The organism is Magnetospirillum sp. XM-1 (assembly GCF_001511835.1).
Taxonomy (GTDB): domain Bacteria; phylum Pseudomonadota; class Alphaproteobacteria; order Rhodospirillales; family Magnetospirillaceae; genus Phaeospirillum.
The window spans coordinates 1-22662 of record NZ_LN997848.1 but is presented as its reverse complement, the minus strand read 5'-3'; the positions used below and the strand labels follow the sequence as shown (position 1 = coordinate 22662).

Below are 22662 nucleotides of genomic sequence, written 5' to 3'. Positions count from 1 at the left end.
CGAAGGAGTTTCAGTTTGGGAAGATACTTTGGCGTACCTTGGCACCACCGCGGGGCTCTGCGGAACAGAAGCCTAGGTGGAGGATCGCGTTGGTCGACGGCATAAGCTCACGTCCCTAGGTGAGCATGAACGCAGTGAAGAACTTTTTTAACAACCGTCAAGAGGTCTGTGTTGGTTGATGTCTTCTCGCCACAGAAACGCAGTTCCATCATGGCGGCGATCAAGGGAAAGAATACCAAGCCTGAACTCGTGGTGAGAAGGTTGGTGTGGGGACTTGGTTTTCGTTACAGACTTCATGGTCGAAACCTTCCTGGACGGCCGGACCTCGTGTTTCCGGGGCGACGCAAGGTGATATTCGTGCACGGCTGCTTTTGGCATCGCCACGATGGCTGTCGGCTTGCCTATAAGCCCTCGACGAGGGCGGAATTTTGGCAGGAAAAATTTGATCTTAATCGGCAGCGTGATCTTGACGCGGTCAACGCCCTCGAGGACCTTGGGTGGACAGTACTTATAATCTGGGAATGTCAGACGCGAAGAGACATCAAGTTGCTTGAGGCTATGGTCATGGAGTTTATTGAAAAATGAGTGTTGCCGCCAAGGCCGCCGTGGAGCCCGGGGAGGTATGGGACATTGCACCGCAAACCGAGGACGTGATCCGAGCCAAGATATTTGGGATCCGCCGCGGCACTTCGCCGCGCGTGATTGACATATTTAGCGGCTGCGGGGGCTTCTCACTTGGCTTCCTCCGTGCAGGATGTGAAATAGTCGCAGGACTGGACATCGATCCTGAAGCGGCAGCGAGCCACGCCTTCAATTTTCACGGAGTTGAGGTTCCTTCGAATAGGGACGAGCTCTTGCAATTAGCTGCAGACATTACCAAGCTAGCCCCGCATTACCTTCCGGCTCATTTGGGACGCAAGGGGACAGGCTCAAATGAGTTCGCTGACATCCTGATTGGCGGCCCTCCCTGCCAAGCGTTTGCCCGGATTGGGCGCGCGAAGCTGCGCCAAGTAGCCGAGCATCCTGAAGCTTTTCTGCTCGACCCGCGCAGCAATCTGTACCTCAGATACCTAGACTACGTTCGCGAACTGCTGCCAGTCGCTCTGGTGATGGAGAACGTGCCGGATATTCTGAATTTCGGAGGACGAAACGTCCCTGAGGAGATCTGTGAGACGCTGAAACAAATCGGCTACATCCCACGATATACTCTCTTGAATGCGGCCTCTTACGGTGTTCCCCAATTCAGGGAAAGGTTCTTCCTCGTCGCGATCCACAGATCTCTGGGCATTGAGCCGTCCTTCCCGCTTCCGACGCATCACTCTACTATCCCTAATGGATATAAGTACCTAAGGGCTACAGCTCTGGCAAAAGTGCCGGATCACAGCGAGTATTTTGTCCCCGCACCTGCTGGACAGGGGCCGCTCAAGCCATTCGTGACCTCCAGGCGGGCGCTGGCGGATCTCCCAGTCATCACAGAACACCGCACTGACCCCGCATTGATGCGTCGGCGGAAGATGTCGGAAAGGATCCCATACTCTACCTACGTTGCACTGGACGATTTTGCGCTCACCATGCGTGACTGGAAAGGACTTCCAAAATCAATTGCGTCCTGCGACGGCCATTTAGTGCGCTTAACACCGCGTGATTTTGAAACTTTTGCAAACATGAAGCATGGCGGCGACTATCCTCATGCGCTCGAAGTTGCAGAAGCAATTTTCCTGAGGCGCCTGTCCAAAATGGATTCGCCCCCAAGGCGCAATAGCTGTGAATACATTTCTCTTCGCAGCCAGTTCGTCCCCCCCTATGATCAGGAAAAATTTAAAAACAAGTGGGGAAAGCTCGACCCCAAATTGCCCGCAAAAACACTGACGGCCCATCTGTCAAGGGATACGTATTCCCACATTCATTGGGACTCCAGGCAAGGGCGTGCAATTTCAGTTCGAGAGGCGGCCCGTTTGCAGTCGTTCCCTGATTCTTTCCGGTTCGTTGGTGCAATGAACGCTGCTTATCGTCAGATTGGAAACGCTGTGCCTCCGCTGTTGGGGTACAGCGTTGCATCGCACCTATTGAACCTCCTACGAGCCTATTCTTTTTCGAAACCTTGATCCCGCATGCGTAAAAGCGCATCGAGGGCGTGACGCGATTGTAGATCAGTGGGCAGCCGACGTGGCATCGCCGTACAACTTTCTAAAATCTGTTGGTCCTTCGGGCTAAGGCACTTTTTCTTGCGCCCCCACACAAGGACCTCCTTCCAATAATCCGCTCCCAGCTTAACAACTTCAGACTGGGCATTGATGCCGTCGGTCATTGCCTTTTTAGCCTTTTCTTCGCGCTCCGCAGTCCGTGCGGTGCCGACAGGCGTCAGGCAGGTATCGAAATCATCGTCATACTTCAGCGAGCGCCCCTTCATTCCGTTCCAACACGCCTGCTGCTTGGCCCATTCGGACATGTTACGAACACCCGCCGGAGGATGAGTGATGACGTTGTGGGCTTCCGCCGCAGCAAGGAGCAGGGCTCGCTGGAGTGCCTCAGGGGCGGACTGCCGCCGCCAGATCACATCGAGGTCAAGCACCAGCTTTTCGCCATTAGCATCGTTAAAAACCTTTGCCATGGCATAGGTGACGATGTTTGCACGGTAACCGCCTTCATACCACGACTGCTTCGGCACCTCCGTCTCCAGCCATCGAAAGACGATCGCTTTAGATATCAGTCTCTTATACCAAAGCTCATCATATCTGGCATCGTTCTTCGACCAAGATTCGCCGATGTCCTTAGCGAACTCAGCGAAGTTCTTCTGGGCGCCACGCGAGACGATGTGCGGCTGCCCGACGGCCGAGAATTCGAACTTCGCTAGGTCAGTCTTGCTGAAGAGCTGTGCCTTCGGGAACTCAAGATCGAATTTTTTCTGCTGGGCAATCGTCAGGCGGGCCCGCGCATTGATGAACTGCCCCCGAGACCGTTCATAGAACCACTTTGTATCGTGTCGTTCGCCCTCCCGCGCGGTGAAGATCACTTCGCGCGAGAATTGCTCCATCCGAATGTGGAACGGGTGGTTCGAGAAAAAGTCGGCAGCATTCACCTTATTTTGAGTATTGGCGAATTCCGAAATCCTTGGAACGATGTCCTCTGACCGATCGATGGGGACAATTGCTAGCTTCATCTGGACGAATACTTTTGGAAGACTGTCCTTTGCGAATTTGATTGCGCCGTGGATAGAGCCTGTCGTCTGTGCGCCATTCACAATCTGGAGGTTGCTGACCGAAGCAATTGCAAGACCGCTATCCGTCTTGATGCAGGACACTGCATCGGCCGTGGCGGACAATCCATTATTGTAGGGAAAGAAAAGCTCTGGCTCATCCTTGATAGTCTTCTGGATCCCCTTGTTCGTCTTGGCCCGCGCCTGAAGGAACGAGCGCACATTGGCTTCGAGAAGTCGAGCTCCCCACTTGTCGTAAATGGCTGCCAGTTGCTCGCCTGGCACGATTAGTAAGTAGCTTTCGAGGGCCGCCCCTGACTGCGAGGCCTTAAGGGCTGGAAGAGGGCCGCCGAAGTCATGGGCAAAGTCAATGACCATGTCCTCGCGGGCTTGCCCTGATCTGTCAAACCGCTCAAAGCGGGTCAAATCCCATACGGACCAAGTAATCGGCACTTCACCGGTATCTGCCAACTTTACCGTGTCGTCGCGGCCGATATAGCGACGGTTGGACATAAGAATCAATTTGACCTTCGTGACACGGGGCCAAGTCGTGATTATAAGGTCCGAGATTTGGAAGGCGGGATTCACCTCGTTCAGCGAGTCACGAAATTCCTCGAATTTCGCCCTCTTCAGAAACCGAATCAATGGGTTGAGGATCGGAGGGATGTCCCCTTTACCGAAGGTCTGGACCTTGTCGCTGTCCACAAAGTCGCAAACGATCAGCCCAAGCACACCTTCACTGTCCCGCGGGTCGCCAGCATAGCCATCGATCCGCAGTTTCTGGGCACCCTCGCCGCTCTGATAGTAGGCGCGATCGGCAACCTCGAGCTCACCTGCCTCGGTCAACCGTTCGGCCATCCTGTCAAAGAATGCTTCGACCGGGAAAATGCCACTGGTATCCGCCTCGCGGCGGATGTCGGCCATTAGGTTATGGTGATACTCGTCGAGTTCGCTCATGTTTGGACCTCATCGATCAGATTCCCCAGCACATCGCCCCAGTCGGCCCGGAATGGGGTGCATGCAGATAATGCAAGGGCATAGGACACCACAGATACGCCGAGGGGCACAGGGGCCGCGATCCGCGGGAACCCCTCGGGAACAGCATAAAAGTCAGGGGCTGAGACGATCCATCGCCACGCCGAGTAATCGTGCAAGACGTCGTAACCACCGTCAGCTAAATGCAGGTCCCAGTCCATGATGGCCGACGGATCCGTCCTTTCCAGCAGCTCGGTGACCTCGGACACATAGTCAGTCAGTGTCTTGCCATGGGGCGATTGCACCTTGTCGACGGCCAAGACCGCGAGCCAAAGACGGCGATCGGGCACATCTGCCAGCTGGAATTCGTTCGTGATCTTCACGAAGGGCTGTGACGCCCCGCGTCTGGCCTTGACCTCGATGCAACCGGCCTTAAGCTCGAAATCTTTCGGGGCTCCGGAAGGCCCGGTCCACGCCGTCAGGGCTGGTTTCGCACCGATGGTAGCGATCAGCAGCTTTAGAACGTCAATTTCGCCGATCAGGCCCTTCTGGGCCTCCTCCGATAGGACTTCCAGCTTCCCGCCGCGCAGCAGGTAATGCCACCGGAAGGTGCGTCCAATGGCGCGCTCCAAGGCATCTCCCTCGGTTTCGGCAAGTTCTCCTGCCGCCATCACATCGCGGCAGAGGGTTTCAAACAGCTCAAGCTGCGCATTGTCCTTCAGCCGAATGTAGAGGATCGGTCCACCCGGCAGGGTCTGGAACCGGATTTCGAGGTTGCGGAGCTTGGGCAGGTCAGGCGTCGGTTGCGGCAGAGCGCCCAGCTGCAAAACCAGAGCAACATCGGCGCGCGGCATCACCGCCCAGAACCAATTCCACCGTGCAGATGCCGAAACCCGCCGTGTATCCACCTTTCCAGCTTCGAGGCCGGACCATGGCGTGTCATTCCGTATCACCAAGCGCCTCCTCCTCGATTTCCTCCTCGCCGAACATTTCGCGCATGCGGATCGTGTTCACGACGTATTCGACTGTCCCGCCCAGAACGTCGGACGGCGGGAAGCAGATGCTCCAAGCAAGGACAGTTCCCGGCAATTTGGCTTTCAAATTATCTGGAATCTCTGGGTCCACGAACCGAAGGATGATCAGTGGGCGGCGGCCCGGAATTTCACAGAAGATGCGCGGAGGAAGGGTCTCCGGAACAGCCTTTCCATCACGAACCCGCTCTTCACGAAAGGCCGTGATCGCCGCCTCAATCTGTTCCGGGGTCAGGCCCACACGCTCGTCACCGGGCGAGCCAACCCTTCTGCTGGTGCCGCTGATCGCAAGCACTCCCTGAGAGAGATCAGTCTCTCCAACCGATCTGCCGAAGGCTCGCATCTTAAAACCGGCCAATTTATCTTCAATTGCATCTGCCTTCTGGGCGCTGGCAAACAGGACATCCCACTCTTTAAGCTCCCCATCGGCGCGGGCATCGATGTAGTCTCTCATCAGGCGCGGATCGGTCAGCGGATCGGCAGCATCGGCGCGAAACACCCGCAGGAAATTGCGGATAAGTTCCACGGATACAGCGGTAAAGAGGGTGCCTCTGGAGGGATGCTCCGCAGCCTGACCGCTTGCCATGAGGGTTGCCGCCAGATCCTGCCCTGCCTTCCGGTTACGATCCAGTTGATCGCGATCCATGCGGATGCGAGTCGTTTCGACCAATTTGCCTGCTAAACCGACTTTCACCGGGAACTCGCGGCCGGTACCCATCTTGTTTCGGGCTGTTACGATCAGCGATTCCGGGTGGCTGCGAACGGCTAGGCCGAATTGCTCCGGTGTGGCCTTGGCCAGCTCCATGCGCTTCAGCTGGGCCTGGAGGTCATCCATCGCCTGATGGATGTGGGTATACCAGCCAACTCCATCTGCGGGGATCCATACCCTGCATAGATCCTCATAGCCTGGCCGATAACCGAACCAGCGTCCCATCTGCATGAGTGTGTCATACATCATGGAATTTCGCAGAAAGTAGCTGACTGTCAGCCCCTCGAGAGTGAGCCCGCGTGAGAGGGAAAAGCCACCGACGGCAATGACCGTCACGCCATGTTCGCCGCCTTGCTCATAGTCGAGCGCCTGAGACCGCTTTGACGCGTTAACCTCACACACGCGGGTGGCAGTCAGGGCCTCGTGCAGTCGCGCTTGCACCTGCGGCCAGTGTAAGCCTTCAGCATCCGCATATTCCTCCTCCCAGACCTTGTGCAGGGCAGCGATCTCCGGGTTCCGCAGGGCGCTTGCTCCCTTAGCGCCATCGACTGCAACCGCGTCGCGGATGCGACCGACGACATCGGCCAAACTGGAGCGCAGTCGTCCTTGGACGTCCGTGAAGCGCGAGGCGTTGACCAGCATCGATGCGTGCGACGCCTGCTGACCCCGAGTATTGCGGATTGCTCGGGCGACGATGAAGGCCCGGACGGCACGCACCAAGCTATCCGGCAGCACATCGACCGGATGGTCAATCTTGTGCTTCATCGGCAGGACATCCTCGTTGTCGTCAATCAGCCGGACATGCCGGTCGCGTGCGTCAAGGAACACCTTCTGCGCGCCGAAATAGTTCGATGGCGCATCGAGGCCGATGATGAAATGACGGGGGAACAAGTCCTGCTTCAGCGCCTCGTCATCCGTATCCGGGTCGATGAAGATATTAGCGAAGGGGGTGGCCGTGTAGCCGACATAACAACTGCGGTGGAACAGCGAGAGCAATTCGCGGATCTGTCCATTGATACGTGTGACTTCGTTGCGAGCATAAGCTGTGTTGATGGACGCATTATCGGCCTCGTCGTCGATCAAAAGCATCGGCTGACTGACCATCTGGGTTCCCTGATTAACGGAATGCTCCTTCAGCCATTCCAGCAGGTTCTTTAGTGTGCTCGAGTTCTTCTTGATTACGAGCACGACGGGAACATTGTACTGCCCGATCTGGCTGGTGTTTGTCGTGGCTGTCGCCTTATTGAAGTCGCGCAGCGTATTGGTGAGGGAAACAGGGAATTCCCGCTGGTCGAACTGTCCAACCCCAATAAGCTTCTGGCGCTGTGACTTGTTGGAATGGGCGAGCCGCCCGGTGTCACGGCCGATGACCCCCTCATCGATCCGGGCCTGCGTCTGGTTGCGCAGGTTATTGTGGATGCCCGCTATTACTACAACTAGGCGATAGCCTGCATCTGCTGCCTTGCAGATCAGCCCGGTGTAGTTCGCGGTTTTCCCGCTCTGGACGAAGCCCACGACCATGCCGCGGCGGCTCCAGGGGCTCATGTTGCGCGGGTCGCCAAGACGGTCAAGCACCCGATCCGTCACCTCATCCGTGGCGTCGATTACCGATTTCGGCAGGCCCTTGAGGTTCAAAAGCTTTCTGTAGCGACTCCAGTAAAAGTCGCCAATCTCACCATTAATCCTGGCGTCATGCAGCCAAGGGCGGAAGTCTTGCGCATCGACGATTGCACCCAGGCCCATGCTGATGCCATATTTTTCTTCTATAAGGCGAGCCAGTTCCTCTGCCTCTTCATCTTCCACTCGCCCCAAAAACATCGGCGTGACACGCAACTGGGCAATAATGTCCCGGATGGACTGAGCCGTGTGGGGCCCTTTCTGCGAGGCCATGTAAATGGACGTCATGCCTTCGAGGCTGCTTAGGATCGGGTTCACTTGTCATCCCTCTTCTTTGTCCATTTGGTCTAGCGTAGCGCAACAATTGGAGTCTGTCTCGGCAGGAGAGATGTCTCCTATAACATGGAAAAAAACCGATTGTTGAGCCAGTAGAAGCCTATTCCGCATCCATGCCAAAAGCGGACACCCAGGGCGCCAAAACCTAACCCCATTGCGCCCCCGCCCTCATTACTACCCTTGTAAGATTCATCTGTTCGCGCCAGAGTAGATCGGGATGGTTGCACTGGGGGGCTGCATGCCGACAGTTGTTGTTTCAAGACGAGCAGACGCCACTCCTCACGCTGCAGCATTGATTGAGGGGCTCAGAGACATAGGGTATTCCCTCGAAACCGCAATTTCCGACATCATTGATAACTCAATCACCGCTGGCGCCCATCAGATAGAGATCGTCACCGAGGCCTACTCAGGCGAGCCGTACATCGCAATCATCGACGATGGTGGGGGCATGACGGAGGAAGAACTCGTCTCCGCCATGCGGCCCGGCAGCCGGAATCCGTTGCTCACGCGCGATGAACCGGATCTCGGGCGGTTCGGATTGGGGCTGAAGAGCGCAAGCTTTTCCCAATGCCGCCGACTGACGGTCGTTTCAAGAAAATCGGGGCTGACGAGCGCAGCTATTTGGGATCTCGATGACGTCGCCGAACGCAACGAGTGGGCCGTCGAATTGCCCGACAGTTTCGATAGCATATGCTGCGTCGACAAATTGGGCCCCAAAGGCACGCTTGTTCTCTGGGACAAACTCGACCGACTGACCGGCGGCTACTCTTATAATGCCGCCAAGCGTGCCGAGGTGATCAACCAAAGGATCGCGGAAACTGAACGACACCTTCGCCTCGTATTCCATCGGTTCATGGAGGATTCCAAACCGCTTCGCATCTTCATGAACGGACGGCTGCTGCGGCCGCTAGATCCTTTTGCCCGAAAGAATCTAGCCCACATCCCGGACCCCGAAGAAATGCTGCCCCTAGACAGGGGCGTTGTGGAAATCCAGAGCTTCACCCTTCCGCACCACAAACAAATGAGCAAGGCGGAGTGGGAGGACATCGGCGGCCCGGAAGGCCACCTGAAATCCCAGGGCTTCTATCTCTATCGAGGTAAGCGCTTAATTCTTCACGGCACTTGGTTTGGCCTTTGCCGTCAATCCGAGATAACAAAGCTGTCCCGTGTCAGGATCGATATATCCAACAGCATGGACGCTGACTGGAAGATCGACGTCAAGAAATCCTCGGCGCAGTTGCCGCCTGTCGTTCGGGACCGGCTGAAGAAGGTAATCGAACGCATTTTGGCTGGGTCCAAACGCACCTACAGCAGACGTGGCCAAAAGCTGGTCGATCAAGATCGACTACCGATGTGGCACCGGATTCAGGCCGATGGGCAAATTCGCTATCGTCCAAATATCGAACATCCCGCGTTCGCAAGTTTCGCCGAAAGTCTACCACTAGGCCTGAGGCAGGGATTCTTTAATTGCATTGTGCTCGTGGGGGCGTCACTGCCAATCGAGACCCTTCACTCAGACATGGGTGGCTCAGCCGAAAAGATCGTTCCAGACTGGGTGGACGAAGACACCCTCGCTCAGGCAGTGCAGGCAACGCTTTCCGTTCTCATGCGCGCGAATAAGGACATTAACGAAATTACGTCGCTGATGAAGGATGTCGATCCGTTCCGATCAGCCTGGGAAGACACCCAGCGCCTCATCGCGGCGACAATCGAATCGACGATCGAAGCTAGCCGCCTCGGCATTGCTGATCAGCCCATAGCATCCAAGCCAAGCTGAAAGAGTTAGTGACTGAAGGCGCGGGCTAAGGAAAAAGTGCACAATGCTGCGCGAGCAGCTGAATGATTTGGCGCCAGGCTCCCGCGCCCGCCAGTAAAAAGTACGGAAGGGTCAGCAGCCTTGCGGGCCGCAACATATTGATTTTCCACACCATCGCAAACCCGTACCGTTTGGCGGCAGTCAACAGCTCGCAGAGAATACGGGGCGGAGAGAAGAGAAAACGGGCTAAAATTCGGATGCCGCAAGACGAGACGGTCAACAGATACTGCCCACAAATGGCGCAGAACCTGGGGGTTTCACCCCAGGCGCTCGGCATCAGAGAATCTATTCTTTGGAAGTAATGGCGGAGGGAGAGGGATTCGAACCCTCGATACGGCTCAACACCGTATACACACTTTCCAGGCGTGCGCCTTCAACCGCTCGGCCACCCCTCCGCACCACGCGAACCCGGCGTGCCGGGTTCGGGGAAGGGCGGGAAGATACACGAGGGCTTGATGGCACGCAACCCCCTATGCGATTCGGCCAATGTTACCGAAAAACGGTTGAATTTCAGAGAACTTCGGAGCAAACCTATATTCATTCGTTAGAGAATGGCGATAATCGTCGGGGGCGTACATGTTCTTCGGGCGTGTAACGGGATGGTTGCTGATCGGGCTTGCCGTAATCATGGCGTCGGCTGACGCCGTGCTGGCCCTGGGGCCGGCCGAGTATGCGAGCATCGTCACCGCCGATGTGGTCACGCTGATTGCCGGCCATACCCCCGATACGACCGATGCGGGACGCTCCGCCCTCAGCGGCCTGGCGGCCACCATTCTCGACATGCCCGCCTGGATCGCCGTCGGACTGATGGGTCTCACCCTGTCCGTCGCCTGCCGCAAGCGCCAGCGTCAGCGCCGCTTCGTGTTCCGCCGCTGAAACATTCCCGCTTTCTTGTTGCCGCAACCGTCCGTTTCAGGCGCCGGAACCTGACGGCCGTCTCTTTTCCGAGAGGGCGCCGTGATCAGGGGGGGACGGGGCAGGGGCCCCTGTCGGATGACGCATAATCCGCAAAGTCACACGCCCTGACCCATTGGAAGCAATGGTGGTGGTGGCGGGTATCCGTCGCCCCAGAATCCAGCAAATCGGCGGCGGCTTCGACGCATGGGCTGCGAGTGGCGGCCGGCGCGCCGAGGTCGCTTGTCTCACCTGGGCCATTTTGTCGCCATAATTTGCGCATCCAATCAGCCTCATCGAAAACGTTGAATTGTGACCGGGGCCGGGCTTCCTCGCCGGCTCGCCCGAGTCCGTTGCTTCCTCCAACGCCGCTGACGGGACGCCCCTTCTGTCTCGTTCCGTCCAAGGCCGTCATAGGAGAAGGTCCATGCCAATGGCAATCCGCTTCGCCCTCCCCCTCATGGTGGTTCTGGGCTGCATTGCCTGGGGGACGGCGCCGCTGGTGGGCGCGCTGGTGGAGCGCTGGTTCCGGGTCGACGTGGAAATGCGCTCGCAACTGGTGTTCAACTCCATCTCGGAATCGGTCAAGGGCCTGATCGCCACCAAGGCCGAGCGCAAGATCGGCGACATGTTCCGGCACATCACCCAGGATGAGCGGCTGCTGGCGCTGGGGCTGTGCCTGGGCGACGGCCGTCTGCTGCAGCGTTCCGCCGACTGGCCCGCGGAGTTGGCCTGTCCGCCGCCGCCCGGGCAGGGCCACGTCTTCACGGTGGAGCGTCTGAGCAGCGGACCGGTCCTGGTGGCCACCTTCGCCTTGGCCCCGGATGATTCCGAGATGGGGCATCTGGTCATCCTGCACGACCTCAGGTTCATCGAGAAGCGCAGCGACAGCGCCGAGCTTTACCTCGCCGCATTCCTCGGCCTATTGGGCCTGGGGGCGGCGGCGGTGACCGTGGTGGTGGCGCGCCTGACCCTGCGCGGCTGGGTTCGGGCGGTGCGCAAGGGGTTGTCGGGGCCAGGCGACGGCAAGGACGATTCCGCCATGCCGTCCGAGGTGGCGCCGCTGGTCCGCGAAATGCGCAAGATGCTGCGCGATCTCGACATGCCGCGCGCCCTGAACGAGGCGATCCGCATCGAGTGGTGTCCCGACAGCCTGCGCCGCGTGCTGCGCGACGAACTGCCCGGCGCCGAGGTGATGGTGGTCTCCAACCGCGAGCCTTACATCCATAACCGGGACGGCGACAAGGTGGTGATGCAGCGCCCGGCCAGCGGCCTGGTGACGGCGCTGGAGCCCATCATGCGGGCCTGCGGCGGCACCTGGATCGCCCATGGCAGCGGTTCGGCCGACCAGGCCACGGTGGACGGCCAGGACCACATCCAGGTTCCGCCGGACGCCCCGGCCTACACGCTTCGCCGCCTGTGGTTGTCCGACGAGGAGCAGGACGGCTATTACTACGGCTTCGCCAACGAAGGGATGTGGCCGCTGTGCCACATCGCCTTTGTCCGCCCTGCCTTCCGTGCCTCGGATTGGGAGCAGTACGTGGCGGTCAACCGGAAGTTCGCCGACGCGGTGGCGGCCGAGGCCCGCACCCCCAATCCGGTGGTGCTGGTCCAGGACTACCACTTCGCCCTGCTGCCCCGGATGGTGCGCGAAAGGCTGCCCGAGGCGACCATCATCACCTTCTGGCACATCCCCTGGCCCAATCCCGAGGTGTTCAGCATCTGCCCCTGGAAGGAGGAGATCCTGTCCGGGCTGCTGGGGTCTTCCATCCTGGGCTTCCATACCCAATTCCATTGCATCAACTTCCAGGACTCGGTGGACCGCTTTCTGGAGTGCCACATGGACCGCGAGCACAACAGCATCCGGGCCGGCGACAGCACCACCCTGGTCCGGCCCTATCCCATCTCCATCGAATGGCCGCCGGCCGCCCTGGCCAGCCAGCCGCCGGCCGACGAGTGCCGCGAGAGCGTGCGGACCAGATACGGCATCGCCGCGGGAACCAAGCTGACGGTGGGGGTGGAGCGCTTCGACTACACCAAGGGCATCACCGACCGCTTCCGCGCGGTGGAAAGCCTGCTGACGGCCCATCCCGAATGGATCGGCCGCTTCACCCTGCTTCAGGTCGCCGCCCCCACCCGCTCGCGCCTCCCCGCCTACCGCGACACCCAGTCCGAAGCGGAAGAGGCCGCCCGGGCGGTCAACGCCCGCTTCGGCCGCGACGGCTGGTCGCCCATCATCCTGGTGTCCCGGCACCACGAGTCGGACGAGGTGTTCACCCTGTTCCGCGCCGCCGACGTCTGCCTGGTCTCCAGCCTGCACGACGGCATGAACCTGGTAGCCAAGGAATTCGTCGCCGCCCGCGACGACGAGGATGGGGTGTTGATCCTGTCCACCTTCGCCGGGGCGTCCAGGGAATTGCGCGAGGCGCTGATCGTCAATCCCTACGATATCCAGGCCATGGGCGAGGCGTTGCACGCAGGCCTGTCCATGCAGCCCGAGCAGCGCCACGAGCGCATGCGGCTGATGCGCGAGATGGTGGGGGAGAACAACATCTACTTCTGGGCCGGGCGGATGCTGTTGGACGCCGCCCGGATACGCAAGCGCCGCAACATCGAGCACCGCATCGCCGCCGCCAGCCGGGCCGCCGTCGAGGACGACGCGCCATGACCCGCGGCACTCTTCCGCCCATGGCCGATGCCGCCGGCTGGGCGATGTTCCTGGACATCGACGGGACCCTGCTCGACATGGCGCCCAGCCCCGGTGACGTCCGGGTGCCCGATTTTCTTCCCCCCTTGCTCGACGACCTGAGGCGGAGATTCGGCGGGGCGCTGGCCCTGGTCAGCGGACGCGGCCTCGACGGTATCGACCGGTTTTTTCCCGGAAAGCCGGATGCGGTCGGCTGCCACGGGGCGGAATGGCGGCACGGCGACACCCTCTTCATTCCCCCGGCGGGTTGGGTCGACGAGGTCGCCGCGCGGATCGGCGCCGGCATCGGCCGGCTTCCCGGCATTCGGGTGGAGCGCAAGGCCCTGTCGCTGGCCCTGCATTACCGGGGGGCGCCGGAACTGGAGCGCGAGGCGCGCGCCCTGGCCGCCGGCGTTCTCGGGGCGGGCCTGCCGCCGCTCAGCCTGCTGGAGGGAAAATCGGTGATCGAGATCATCCCCGCCGGCACGGCCAAGGGGACGGCCATCGCCCATTTCATGGGGCTGCCCCCCTATGCCGGCCGCCGTCCGGTCTTCGCCGGCGACGACGTCACCGACGAAAGCGGATTCGCCGCCGTCAACGGCATGGGCGGCCTGTCCATCCACGTGGGCGGCGGCGCGACCCGCGCCCGCTTCCGTATTGCCGACCCCGAGACCATGCGCCGGTGGTTGGTGGAACTGAACATCGCATTGGCGGGAGAACGGCCATGAGCACCCTTGATCTCGGCGTCATCGGAAACTGCAACATCGCCGCCCTGGTCGACCCTCAGGCCACCATCGTCTGGGGGTGCTTTCCCAGGATCGACGGGGATGCCGTGTTCAACGCCCTGCTTAATGACGGCACGGCCGACGGATTGTTCTCGGTCGGGCTGGTGGACCAGCTGCATTCCGAACAGGCCTACCTGCCCAATTCGGCCATCCTGCGCACCATGCTCTACGACCATCACGGCGGAGTGGCCGAAGTGATCGACTTCGCGCCGCGCTTCGCCCTCTATGAACGGATCTTCCGGCCGCCGATGATCGTGCGGCGCATCCGGCCGGTGCAGGGGCGGCCCCGCATCCTGATCCGGCTGCGGCCGGGCTTCGAGAATGGCGGACTGAAGCCGCAGGTCACCCGGGGCAGCAACCATCTGCGCTACGTCTCTCCCGCCCTGACGCTGCGGCTGACCACCAATGCCCCGGTCTCCTACATCACCGAGGAACGGCCCTTCGTCCTTGACCGCCCCATCGACCTGCTGCTGGGCAGCGACGAGAGCCTGCAGGCCGGAGTGGAGACCACGGCGCGCGACCTGTTCGAGCGCACGCTGGAGCATTGGCGCAGTTGGGTGCGCTCGCTGTCGATTCCCTTTGAATGGCAGGACGCGGTGATCCGCGCCGCCATCACCCTCAAGCTGTGCAATTTCGAGGAGACCGGGGCCATCGTCGCCGCCCTGACCACCTCGATTCCCGAGGCGCCCGCCACCCAGCGCAACTGGGATTACCGCTTCTGCTGGCTGCGCGACGCCTATTTCGTCATCCACGCGCTGAACCGCCTGGGGGTGACGCGGACCATGGAAGACTATCTGCGCTTCATCAACGACATCGTCGAGGAGGCGGACGAAGGCGAGCTGCGCCCGGTCTACGGCATCACCCGCGACACCTCCATCGACGAGTTCGCCATTCCTCATCTGACGGGCTATCGCGGTTTCGGCCCGGTGCGGGTGGGCAACCAGGCCCATGTCCAGATTCAGAACGACGTCTACGGTAGCGTGGTGTTGGCCTCGACCCACGCCTTCTTCGACCAGCGCCTGTCCCATCCCGGCAACACGGCCATGTTCGAGCAGCTGGAACGCCTGGGCGGGCGCGCCGTCGCCGTCTTCGACAAGCCCGACGCCGGCCCGTGGGAACTGCGCACCATCGCCTCGGTCCATACCTTCTCGTCGGTGATGTGCTGGGCGGCCTGCGACCGGCTGGCGAAGATCGCCCGCCATATCGGCCAGTCCGACCGGGCCGTCTATTGGCGCAAGGAGGCCGACCGCCTGCATTCCATCATCTCGGCCCGGGCGTGGAACGAGGAGATGGGGACCTTCGTCTCCACCTTCGGCGGAAACGAGCTGGACGCCACCTTGCTGCTGCTGCACGAGGTGGACTTCCTGGCCGCCGACGATCCCCGCTTCGCCGCCACGGTGAACGCGGTGGCGGCCAGTCTGCGGGTCGGCGATTTCCTCTACCGCTACGTGGCCGAGGACGATTTCGGCCGGCCTGCCACCGCCTTCGTCATCTGCGTCTTCTGGTACATCGACGCCCTGGCGGCGCAGGGGCGCCTGGACGAGGCCCGGACCCTGTTCGAGACCGTGCTGGCCCGGCGCAATCTCCTAGGCCTCCTGTCCGAGGACATCGATCCGCGCAGCGGCGAATTGTGGGGCAATTTCCCCCAGACCTATTCCATGGTCGGCCTGATCAATTGCGCCATGCGGCTGTCCCGGAGTTGGGAGGAAGCGTTCTGACATGCCGGGGAATGCCGGGGAGGCTGTGCCCAACCTCTGAGCGGAAACGATCGGTGAAACAGGCCACGAGCCGCAAGAGCAGGCAAGGATAGCTCTCTCCCCGGCAATGTGGATTCCAAGGAACGCCAAAGGCCGCCCCATTCGGGGCGGCCTTTGCACATTACGCGTCAAGAATTAGCGCGTTATGGGCCGCGTTTGCGGGTTATGCGTCACCCGACAAACACCCTACACGTCCAGGTTCGAGACCTTCAGCGCGTTGGTCTGGATGAAGTCGCGGCGCGGTTCGACCACGTCGCCCATCAGGGTGGAGAACACCTGTTCGGCGTCGTCGGCCTGGGCCACCTTGACCTGGAGGAGCGAGCGCACCTGGGGGTCCAGGGTGGTTTCCCACAGCTGTTCCGGGTTCATCTCGCCCAGGCCCTTGTAGCGCTGGATGGCGATGCCCTTGCGGCCGGTGTCCATCACGGCGGCGACCAGGGCGACGGGGCCGGCCAGCACGACTTCCCGCTCCTTGACCATCAGGGAGGCGGCGCGCTCGAAGGTCTCGCGCAGGCGGGGCGCCAGGTCGTGCAGGCGGCGCGCCTCGGCCGAGCGGATCACCGCCGAATCCAGGTGGTGGGTCTCGGTGACGCCGCGCAGCGTGCGGGCGAAGGTGTAGCCGTCGCCCTCCACCCAGGTGCCGGCCCAGCCGCGCTCCAGGTCGGATTCCAGGGCGTCCAGGCGGTTGGCCAGGGCCTCGGCCACGACCGGGCCACGGGTGGCGTCGGTGAGCAGGGCGGAATCCAGGGCGTCGGCGATGGCCGCCTGTTCCACCAATTTCAGCGGCAGGCGCCGGGCCAGCGGGTTGAGCAGGTTCCGCACGGCGCGGGACTGCTCGACCAGGGCGCGCAGGTCGGCGGCGGCCACTTGTGTGCCGTCGGCCAGATTCAGCACGGCGTCGGACAGGCCGCCGTCGATCAGGTATTCCTCCAGCGCCCTATCGTCCTTGAGATAGACCTCGGACTGGCCGCGCTTGGCGCGATACAGCGGCGGCTGGGCGATGTAGAGGTAGCCGCGCTCGATCAGCTCGGGCATCTGGCGATAGAAGAAGGTCAGCAGCAGGGTGCGGATGTGGGAACCGTCCACGTCCGCGTCGGTCATGATGATGATCTTGTGGTAGCGCGCCTTGTCGACGTTGAAATCCTCGCGGCCGATGCCGGTGCCCATGGCGGCGATCAGGGTGCCGATCTCGGCCGAGGACAGCATCTTGTCGAAGCGGGCCCGCTCCACGTTGAGGATCTTGCCCTTCAGGGGCAGGATGGCCTGGTTGGCGCGGTTGCGCCCCTGCTTGGCGGAGCCGCCGGCCGAGTCACCCTCGACGATGAACAGTTCGGACAGCGCCGGGTCGCGTTCCTGGCAATCGGCCAGCTTGCCCGGCAGGGTGGCGATGTCGAGCACGCCCTTGCGGCGCGTCAGTTCGCGGGCCTTCCTGGCCGCCTCGCGGGCGGCGGCGGCCTCGACCACCTTGGTGACCACCTTGCGGGCTTCGGCCGGGTGCTCCTCGAACCACTCGGCCAGCTTCTCGCCCACCAGGTTCTCGACCAGCGGGCGGACTTCGGAGGAGACCAGCTTCTCCTTGGCCTGGGACGAGAACTTGGGGTCGGGCATCTTGACCGACAGCACGCAGGTCAGGCCCTCGCGCATGTCGTCGCCGGCCAGGTTGACCTTTTCCTTCTTGGCGATGCCCGATTCGTTGGCATAGGCGTTGATGGTGCGCGTCAGCGCGGCGCGGAAACCGGCCAGATGGGTGCCGCCGTCCTTCTGCGGCACGTTGTTGGTGAAGCACAGACAGGTCTCGTGGTAGCTGTCGGTCCATTCCATGGACAGTTCCAGGCGCACCACGTCCTTCTCGGCGGCCACCAGGATGGGGGCGTGCAGCGCCTCCTTGGAGCGGTCCAGCCACTGGACGAAGGCCTGGACGCCGCCTTCGTAGTGCAGCAGGACCTCGGCCGTCTCGGCGTGGCGCTCGTCCTTCAGCATCAGGGTGGCGCGCGAGTTGAGGAAGGCCAGTTCGCGCAGCCGGTGCTCCACCGTGTCGAAATCGAAATCGGTGTGGGAGAAGGTGCCCTTGGAGGGCAGGAAGACCACCTGGGTGCCGGTGCGGTCGCCGCACTCGCCCACCACGGCCAGCGGCGCCTCGGGCTCGCCGTGGCGGAAGCGCATGAAGTGCTCCTTGCCGTGGCGCCAGATGCGCAGTTCCAGCCATTCCGACAGCGCGTTGACCACCGAGATGCCGACGCCGTGCAGACCCGACGAGATGCGGTTGGAGTTCTGCTCGAACTTACCGCCGGCGTGCAGCTTGGTCAGCGCCACCTCGGCGGCCGAGATGCCTTCCTCGGGGTGGATGTCCACCGGGATGCCGCGGCCGTTGTCGGTGACCAGCACCGAGCCGTCGGCGTTCAGCACCACGTCGCAGCGGTCGCCGAAGCCGTTCATGATCTCGTCGACGGCGTTGTCCACCGCCTCGTAGATCATGCGGTGCAGGCCCGACCCGTCGTCGGTGTCGCCGATATACATGCCGGGACGCTTGCGCACCGCTTCCAGACCGCGCAGCACCTGGATCGATCCGGCGCCGTATTCCTCGGCTCCGTTCGCGCTGGCGTGGGGATCGTTGGGGGTCATGGGTTCGGTGCTCATCACGTCATTACCTTGTCTGGGGCGACCGTGGCGTCGGTCACCCGGAAAAACTGGGCCCTTTCTCCGAAACCGGCGAACAGCAGCGCGTCGGTTCCGGTCATCCAGCTCTGCGCCTTCAGTGCGCAAAGCTCGTCGTACAGGGCGGCGCGCCGGACCTCGTCCAGATGGGCCGCCACCTCGTCCAGCAGCAGCAGCGGCGCCCGCCCGCCCGTCTGGTCCTGGACCCGGCCCTGGGCCAGCACGATGGACACCAGAACCGCCTTCTGCTCGCCGGTGGAGCATTGCCCCGCCGGCAAATCCTTGGGCACGTGGCGCACCAAGAGGTCCGAACGGTGCGGACCCATGGTGGCGGCCCCGGCCGCCTCGTCGCGCGCGCGCGCGAATCGCAGCGCGCTTTTGAACCTGTCCTCGGCCTCGTCGGGAGAGGCGCCTGAGGCCAGCCAGCCCTCGATCTCGCCCTCCACCCTCAGCCCGGCGGCGGGAAACGGCCCCAATCCGGCGCGGCAGGCCGCGTCCAGGCGGGCGATGGTCTCGACCCGGGCCTGGGCGATCCTGGCGCCATGGCGGGCCATGCCCTCTTCCAGCGCCGCGATCCAGGCCGGGTCCGTCCTCGGCCCGCCGTCGCGGGCGGCCCGCATCAGGCGGGTGCGTTCGCGCATGGCGTGCTCGTAGGCCCCCGATTCGGCCCCATGGCCGGCGACCAGCCCGAACACCAGGCGGTCAAGGAAACGCCGCCGTCCGCTCGCCCCCTCGATGAACAGGCGGTCCATGGCCGGGGTCAGCCACAGCGCCGAAACCAGTCCGGCCAGATCGCCGGGCTTGGCCGGCTTGCCGTCGATGCGCACCGAGCGGCGTTCGTGTCCGGCCTCGCGGCCCGTTCCGATCTCCACCCGTCCCGCCGGCCCGTCCAGGCTTGCCGCCACCGCCCAAGGCGATCCGGCCGGCAATCCGTGGCGGGTGATGTCCGCCGCCCCGGCGCGGCGCAGGCCGCGGCCCGGAACCAGGAAGGACAAAGCCTCGAGGATGTTGGTCTTGCCGGCGCCGTTGGGCCCCGTCAGTACCACCGGACGGTTGTCCGTCTCGAGGCGTAGCGTCCGATAACAGCGGAAATCCGCGAGCGACAGGCGGCGGATCGCCGGCCGCTCGGTTTCCGTATGGGGCACCGGAACGCCGATCACACCCGCATGGGCATCAGCACGTAGACAGCGCCGCCATCGGTCATCTCGCGCACCACGGTGGGCGAGGCGGCGTCGGCCATGGCGAAGCGGGCGGTGTCGCCCTCCACCTGGGCCAGGATATCCATCAGGTAGCGCGAGTTGAAGCCGATCTCGAGCGGCGTCGAGGTGTAGTCGGCCTCGATCTCTTCCACGGCGCTGCCGTTTTCGGCGCTGGAGGCGGACAGGGTGGCGCTGCCCTTTTCGAGCGCCAGCTTGATGGCCCGGCTCTTCTCGGTGGAGATGGCCGAAACGCGGTCGACGGCCTGGGCGAAGCTCTTGCAGTCGACCACCAGCACCTTGTCGTTGTCGGCGGGGATCACCCGTTCGTAATCGGGGAAGGTGCCGTCGATCAGCTTCGACGTCAGCACGGCGTCGCCGAAGGCGAACTTCAGCTTGGTCTCGGACAGCGACACGGTGATCTCGCCGTCGGTCTCGTCGATCAGCTTGCGGATCTCGGCCACGGTCTTTCGGGGCACGATGATGCCGGGCATGCCGGCGGCGCCGTCGGGCAGGGTGATCTCCACCCGGGCCAGACGATGGCCGTCGGTGGCCACGGCGCGCAGCACGTCCACGCCGTCCGCCTTGGCGGCATGCAGGTAGATGCCGTTCAGGTAGTAGCGGGTCTCTTCCGTCGAGATGGCGAAGCGGGTGCGGTCGATCAGGGTCTTCAGCTCGGCCGCCGAGAGCGAGAAGCTGAACGGCAGGTCGCCGCCCGACAGGACCGGGAAATCCTCGACCGGCAGGCAGGCCAGCGAGAACTTGGAGCGCCCCGAGCGCAGCGTCAGCTGGCCGCTTTCGGAATCATGCTCGATCTCCACCTGGCTGCCGTCGGGCAGCTTGCGCACGATCTCGTAGAAGGTGTGGGCCGGGGCGGTGGTGGCGCCGGGGCGGACCACGTCGGCGGGCACCGATTCGATGATGTCGAGATCCATGTCGGTGGCGTTCAGCGACAGAAGGCCTGAACGGCCCTCGAGCTTGACGTTGGACAGGATCGGAATGGTGGTCCGGCGTTCGACGACGCTCTGGACGTGGGCCAGCGACTTCAACAGCGCGGCGCGCTCGATGGTCAGTTTCATGGCGTTCTGCTGATACCCATATGATTCGTTACTGCCCCCCTTCAGGCAGGGTTGGGCAGTATATCACAGGCGCCGGAGTCCAAAAGCGATTTCGGGGGCGGGGAGAGGGGCTGGGACGCTTGTTGCATGGCGGTGGGAGCGGCCACGGCAAATGCGGCCGAGACGGCCGCGCTCCAGGGGAAAATGCGACGTGTTTGGGGCGCGGGCATCCTGCCCGCCCTGGCGTGCCGCCTGGAGGGTTCCCTATCCCTGCAGCATGCGGCGCAGCAGTTCCACGTCCTCGGCGAAGTTCTGGTCCACTTCCTTCAGCTCCTCGACCTTTTTCACCGCGTGCATGACGGTGGTGTGGTCGCGGCCGCCGAACTTGCGGCCGATCTCGGGGAGCGAGCGCGAGGTCAGCTGCTTGGCCAGGTACATGGCGATCTGGCGGGGACGAGCCACCTGGCGCGAGCGCCGGGCCGAGGACATTTCCGCCAGCTTGATGGTGAAGTGCTCGGCGACCTTCTTCTGGATCTCCTCGATGGTGATCCGGCGGTCCGAGGCGCGCAGCAGGTCGTGCAGCACTTCCTGGGTGGTCTCGAGCGTGATGGTGCGGCCCACCAGCTGGGAATGGGCGACCACGCGGTTCAGCGCGCCCTCCAGCTCGCGGACGTTGGAGATGATCTTGTGGGCCAGGAATTCCATGACCTTCTGGGGCACGATGACGCCCATCTGCTCGGCCTTGGACTGCAGGATGCCGAGGCGCAGCTCGTAGGTGGTGGCGTGGATGTCGGCCACCAGGCCGCAGGCCATGCGCGAGCGCAGGCGCTCCTCGATGCCTTCCAGGTCCGACGGCGACTTGTCGGCCGAGATGACGATCTGGCTGCCCTGGTCCACCAGGGCGTTGAAGGTGTGGAAGAACTCCTCCTGGGTGGCGTCCTTGCCGGCGATGAACTGCACGTCGTCGATCATCAGCACGTCGACGGAGCGGAACTGCTCCTTGAACGACATGGTGTCCTGGCCCCTGAGCGCCCGGATGAAGCGGTACATGAACTTCTCGGCCGAGAGGTACAGCACCGAGCGCTCGGGGTTGCGCTCGCGGATGTGGTGGGCGATGGCGTGCATCAGATGGGTCTTGCCCAGGCCGACGCCGCCATAGAGGAACAGCGGGTTGAACGAGACCTGGTCGGCCTCGGCCACGCGCCGGGCGGCGGCCCAGGCGAATTCGTTGGGCTTGCCCACCACGAAATTCTTGAAGGTGAAGCGGGTGTCCAGCGGCGCGCCCAGTTCGTCGGCATCGGCGGCCGGCGCGGCGGCGGGGGCGCACGGGGCGGCGGGACGGGGCGTCTCGACAGGGGCGGCCTTGGGAGCGGCGGCGATTGCGGCCGCCTGGGGGGGGGCGGTCTTGGCGGCGGAGACGGCGCGGGCGGCCTCGACGACGATTTCGACGTTGCGGATGGCGGGGTTCTCCGCGCCCCACAGGGTGCGAATGCGTTCGGCGTAATGGGTGTTGACCCAGTCGCGCATGAAGCGGGTGGGCAGCGCCAGCTTGACGGCGTCGTCACTCATGCCGTGCAGGGTGATGGGGCGCAGCCAGGAACGATAAGCGGCGTCGCCGACCTCGTCCTTCAGCCTGACCTTCACGCGATCCCATTCAGATTTTACCATTGCCGTCCCCGAATCCTTAGCCCACCGTCCCACGGCGCCGTGAAACCTTGATCACGACACCGTCCCTCGCTCTACCTTTGCGGCGCCATGCGTTGGGCTCCCCTCCCAGCGAAGCTTGCGCCCCGCTCGCATGCGACCTTTGCCTCCCCTGACATCGGCCGGGCCGAGTCATACTCTGGAGTACCCAGCCTGTAAATATGTCCGACCATCCATATTACAAAAAGTCATCAACGGGCTGTGATCTGCTTCACACAGTCGTGTGAGGCAGAGAATAAATAAAAAA

At 62.5% G+C, this 22662-nt stretch carries 15 protein-coding genes and 1 tRNA gene; 7 read left to right on the top strand and 9 right to left on the bottom strand.

Going from position 1 to position 22662, the window contains the following annotated elements; all coding sequences use genetic code 11:
- Positions 1 to 168: 168 nt before the first annotated feature.
- A complete protein-coding gene (locus XM1_RS22925; protein WP_369816020.1) occupies positions 169 to 585 on the top strand; it encodes a very short patch repair endonuclease in 417 nt (138 codons plus the stop codon).
- Positions 582 to 2105: a DNA cytosine methyltransferase gene (locus tag XM1_RS22920; RefSeq protein WP_082700302.1), complete on the top strand. Its 1524-nt coding sequence runs from the start codon at positions 582 to 584 to the stop codon at positions 2103 to 2105. Before XM1_RS22925 ends, XM1_RS22920 begins: the two co-directional genes overlap by 4 nt.
- On the opposite strand, the gene XM1_RS00070 is transcribed toward XM1_RS22920, so the two are convergent.
- From XM1_RS00070 to XM1_RS00060, 3 genes are read right to left on the bottom strand one after another with little or no spacing between them, the layout of a single operon-like run.
- Positions 2084 to 4153 carry an AIPR family protein gene (locus tag XM1_RS00070; protein WP_068427884.1) on the bottom strand — a complete coding sequence of 690 codons (2070 nt, stop codon included), beginning with the start codon at positions 4151 to 4153 and terminating at the stop codon, positions 2084 to 2086. The genes XM1_RS22920 and XM1_RS00070 overlap by 22 nt on opposite strands.
- Positions 4150 to 5124: a PD-(D/E)XK motif protein gene (locus tag XM1_RS00065; RefSeq protein ID WP_068427881.1), complete on the bottom strand. Its 975-nt coding sequence runs from the start codon at positions 5122 to 5124 to the stop codon at positions 4150 to 4152. The genes XM1_RS00070 and XM1_RS00065 overlap by 4 nt, the downstream gene beginning before the upstream one ends.
- The gene (locus XM1_RS00060; protein ID WP_068427879.1) at positions 5111 to 7846 is read right to left on the bottom strand and encodes a Z1 domain-containing protein; all 2736 of its coding nucleotides are present in this window, start codon (positions 7844 to 7846) and stop codon (positions 5111 to 5113) included. The genes XM1_RS00065 and XM1_RS00060 overlap by 14 nt, the downstream gene beginning before the upstream one ends.
- A gap of 256 nt (positions 7847 to 8102) precedes the next feature.
- Here XM1_RS00060 and XM1_RS00055 point away from each other — a divergent pair, with 256 nt between their 5' ends.
- Positions 8103 to 9641: an ATP-binding protein gene (locus XM1_RS00055; protein ID WP_068427877.1), complete on the top strand. Its 1539-nt coding sequence runs from the start codon at positions 8103 to 8105 to the stop codon at positions 9639 to 9641.
- A 25-nt stretch (positions 9642 to 9666) separates the two neighbouring features.
- On the opposite strand, the gene XM1_RS23760 is transcribed toward XM1_RS00055, so the two are convergent.
- Both XM1_RS23760 and XM1_RS00045 read right to left on the bottom strand, forming a co-directional pair.
- On the bottom strand, positions 9667 to 9957 hold the full coding sequence (locus XM1_RS23760; RefSeq protein ID WP_156428590.1) for a hypothetical protein: 291 nt from the start codon (positions 9955 to 9957) through the stop codon (positions 9667 to 9669).
- A 25-nt stretch (positions 9958 to 9982) separates the two neighbouring features.
- Positions 9983 to 10075, bottom strand: a tRNA-Ser gene (locus XM1_RS00045).
- Between the two features lie 232 nt (positions 10076 to 10307).
- On the opposite strand from XM1_RS00045, the gene XM1_RS00040 reads away from it, so the two are divergent.
- The 4 genes from XM1_RS00040 (at position 10308) to XM1_RS00025 (ending at position 15763) form a co-directional block, all read left to right on the top strand.
- A complete protein-coding gene (locus XM1_RS00040) occupies positions 10308 to 10556 on the top strand; it encodes a hypothetical protein (RefSeq protein ID WP_231920627.1) in 249 nt (82 codons plus the stop codon).
- 445 nt (positions 10557 to 11001) lie between these two features.
- Positions 11002 to 13242, top strand: coding sequence for a trehalose-6-phosphate synthase (locus XM1_RS24745; protein WP_068427867.1), 2241 nt, complete (start codon positions 11002 to 11004; stop codon positions 13240 to 13242).
- Entirely contained in the window at positions 13239 to 13988 is a 750-nt protein-coding gene (gene otsB / locus XM1_RS24740; RefSeq protein WP_231920626.1) for a trehalose-phosphatase, read from the top strand. The genes XM1_RS24745 and otsB overlap by 4 nt, the downstream gene beginning before the upstream one ends.
- Positions 13985 to 15763 carry a glycoside hydrolase family 15 protein gene (locus XM1_RS00025; RefSeq protein ID WP_068427865.1) on the top strand — a complete coding sequence of 593 codons (1779 nt, stop codon included), beginning with the start codon at positions 13985 to 13987 and terminating at the stop codon, positions 15761 to 15763. The genes otsB and XM1_RS00025 overlap by 4 nt, the downstream gene beginning before the upstream one ends.
- A gap of 225 nt (positions 15764 to 15988) precedes the next feature.
- On the opposite strand, the gene gyrB is transcribed toward XM1_RS00025, so the two are convergent.
- The 4 genes from gyrB to dnaA form a co-directional block, all read right to left on the bottom strand.
- A complete protein-coding gene (gyrB, locus tag XM1_RS00020; RefSeq protein ID WP_068427862.1) occupies positions 15989 to 18439 on the bottom strand; it encodes a DNA topoisomerase (ATP-hydrolyzing) subunit B in 2451 nt (816 codons plus the stop codon).
- Positions 18439 to 19617, bottom strand: a complete 1179-nt coding sequence (recF, locus tag XM1_RS00015; RefSeq protein ID WP_068427859.1) for a DNA replication/repair protein RecF — start codon at positions 19615 to 19617, stop codon at positions 18439 to 18441. The genes gyrB and recF overlap by 1 nt, the downstream gene beginning before the upstream one ends.
- Complete coding sequence (gene dnaN / locus XM1_RS00010; RefSeq protein ID WP_068427856.1) at positions 19614 to 20732, bottom strand: DNA polymerase III subunit beta; 1119 nt, start codon at positions 20730 to 20732, stop codon at positions 19614 to 19616. Before dnaN ends, recF begins: the two co-directional genes overlap by 4 nt.
- A gap of 243 nt (positions 20733 to 20975) precedes the next feature.
- On the bottom strand, positions 20976 to 22379 hold the full coding sequence (gene dnaA / locus XM1_RS00005; RefSeq protein WP_068427854.1) for a chromosomal replication initiator protein DnaA: 1404 nt from the start codon (positions 22377 to 22379) through the stop codon (positions 20976 to 20978).
- Positions 22380 to 22662: the final 283 nt, after the last annotated feature.

What these genes read in the sequence shown, in the direction of transcription:
- XM1_RS22920 (WP_082700302.1), top strand. Translation starts at nt 582, where the DNA reads ATGAGTGTTGCCGCCAAGGCCGCCGTGGAGCCCGGGGAGGTATGGGAC.
- XM1_RS00070 (WP_068427884.1), bottom strand. Translation starts at nt 4,153, where the DNA reads ATGAGCGAACTCGACGAGTATCACCATAACCTAATGGCCGACATCCGC.
- XM1_RS00055 (WP_068427877.1), top strand. Translation starts at nt 8,103, where the DNA reads ATGCCGACAGTTGTTGTTTCAAGACGAGCAGACGCCACTCCTCACGCT.
- XM1_RS23760 (WP_156428590.1), bottom strand. Translation starts at nt 9,957, where the DNA reads ATGCCGAGCGCCTGGGGTGAAACCCCCAGGTTCTGCGCCATTTGTGGG.
- XM1_RS00040 (WP_231920627.1), top strand. Translation starts at nt 10,308, where the DNA reads ATGGCGTCGGCTGACGCCGTGCTGGCCCTGGGGCCGGCCGAGTATGCG.
- XM1_RS24745 (WP_068427867.1), top strand. Translation starts at nt 11,002, where the DNA reads ATGCCAATGGCAATCCGCTTCGCCCTCCCCCTCATGGTGGTTCTGGGC.
- otsB (WP_231920626.1), top strand. Translation starts at nt 13,239, where the DNA reads ATGACCCGCGGCACTCTTCCGCCCATGGCCGATGCCGCCGGCTGGGCG.
- XM1_RS00025 (WP_068427865.1), top strand. Translation starts at nt 13,985, where the DNA reads ATGAGCACCCTTGATCTCGGCGTCATCGGAAACTGCAACATCGCCGCC.
- gyrB (WP_068427862.1), bottom strand. Translation starts at nt 18,439, where the DNA reads ATGAGCACCGAACCCATGACCCCCAACGATCCCCACGCCAGCGCGAAC.
- dnaN (WP_068427856.1), bottom strand. Translation starts at nt 20,732, where the DNA reads ATGAAACTGACCATCGAGCGCGCCGCGCTGTTGAAGTCGCTGGCCCAC.
- dnaA (WP_068427854.1), bottom strand. Translation starts at nt 22,379, where the DNA reads ATGGTAAAATCTGAATGGGATCGCGTGAAGGTCAGGCTGAAGGACGAG.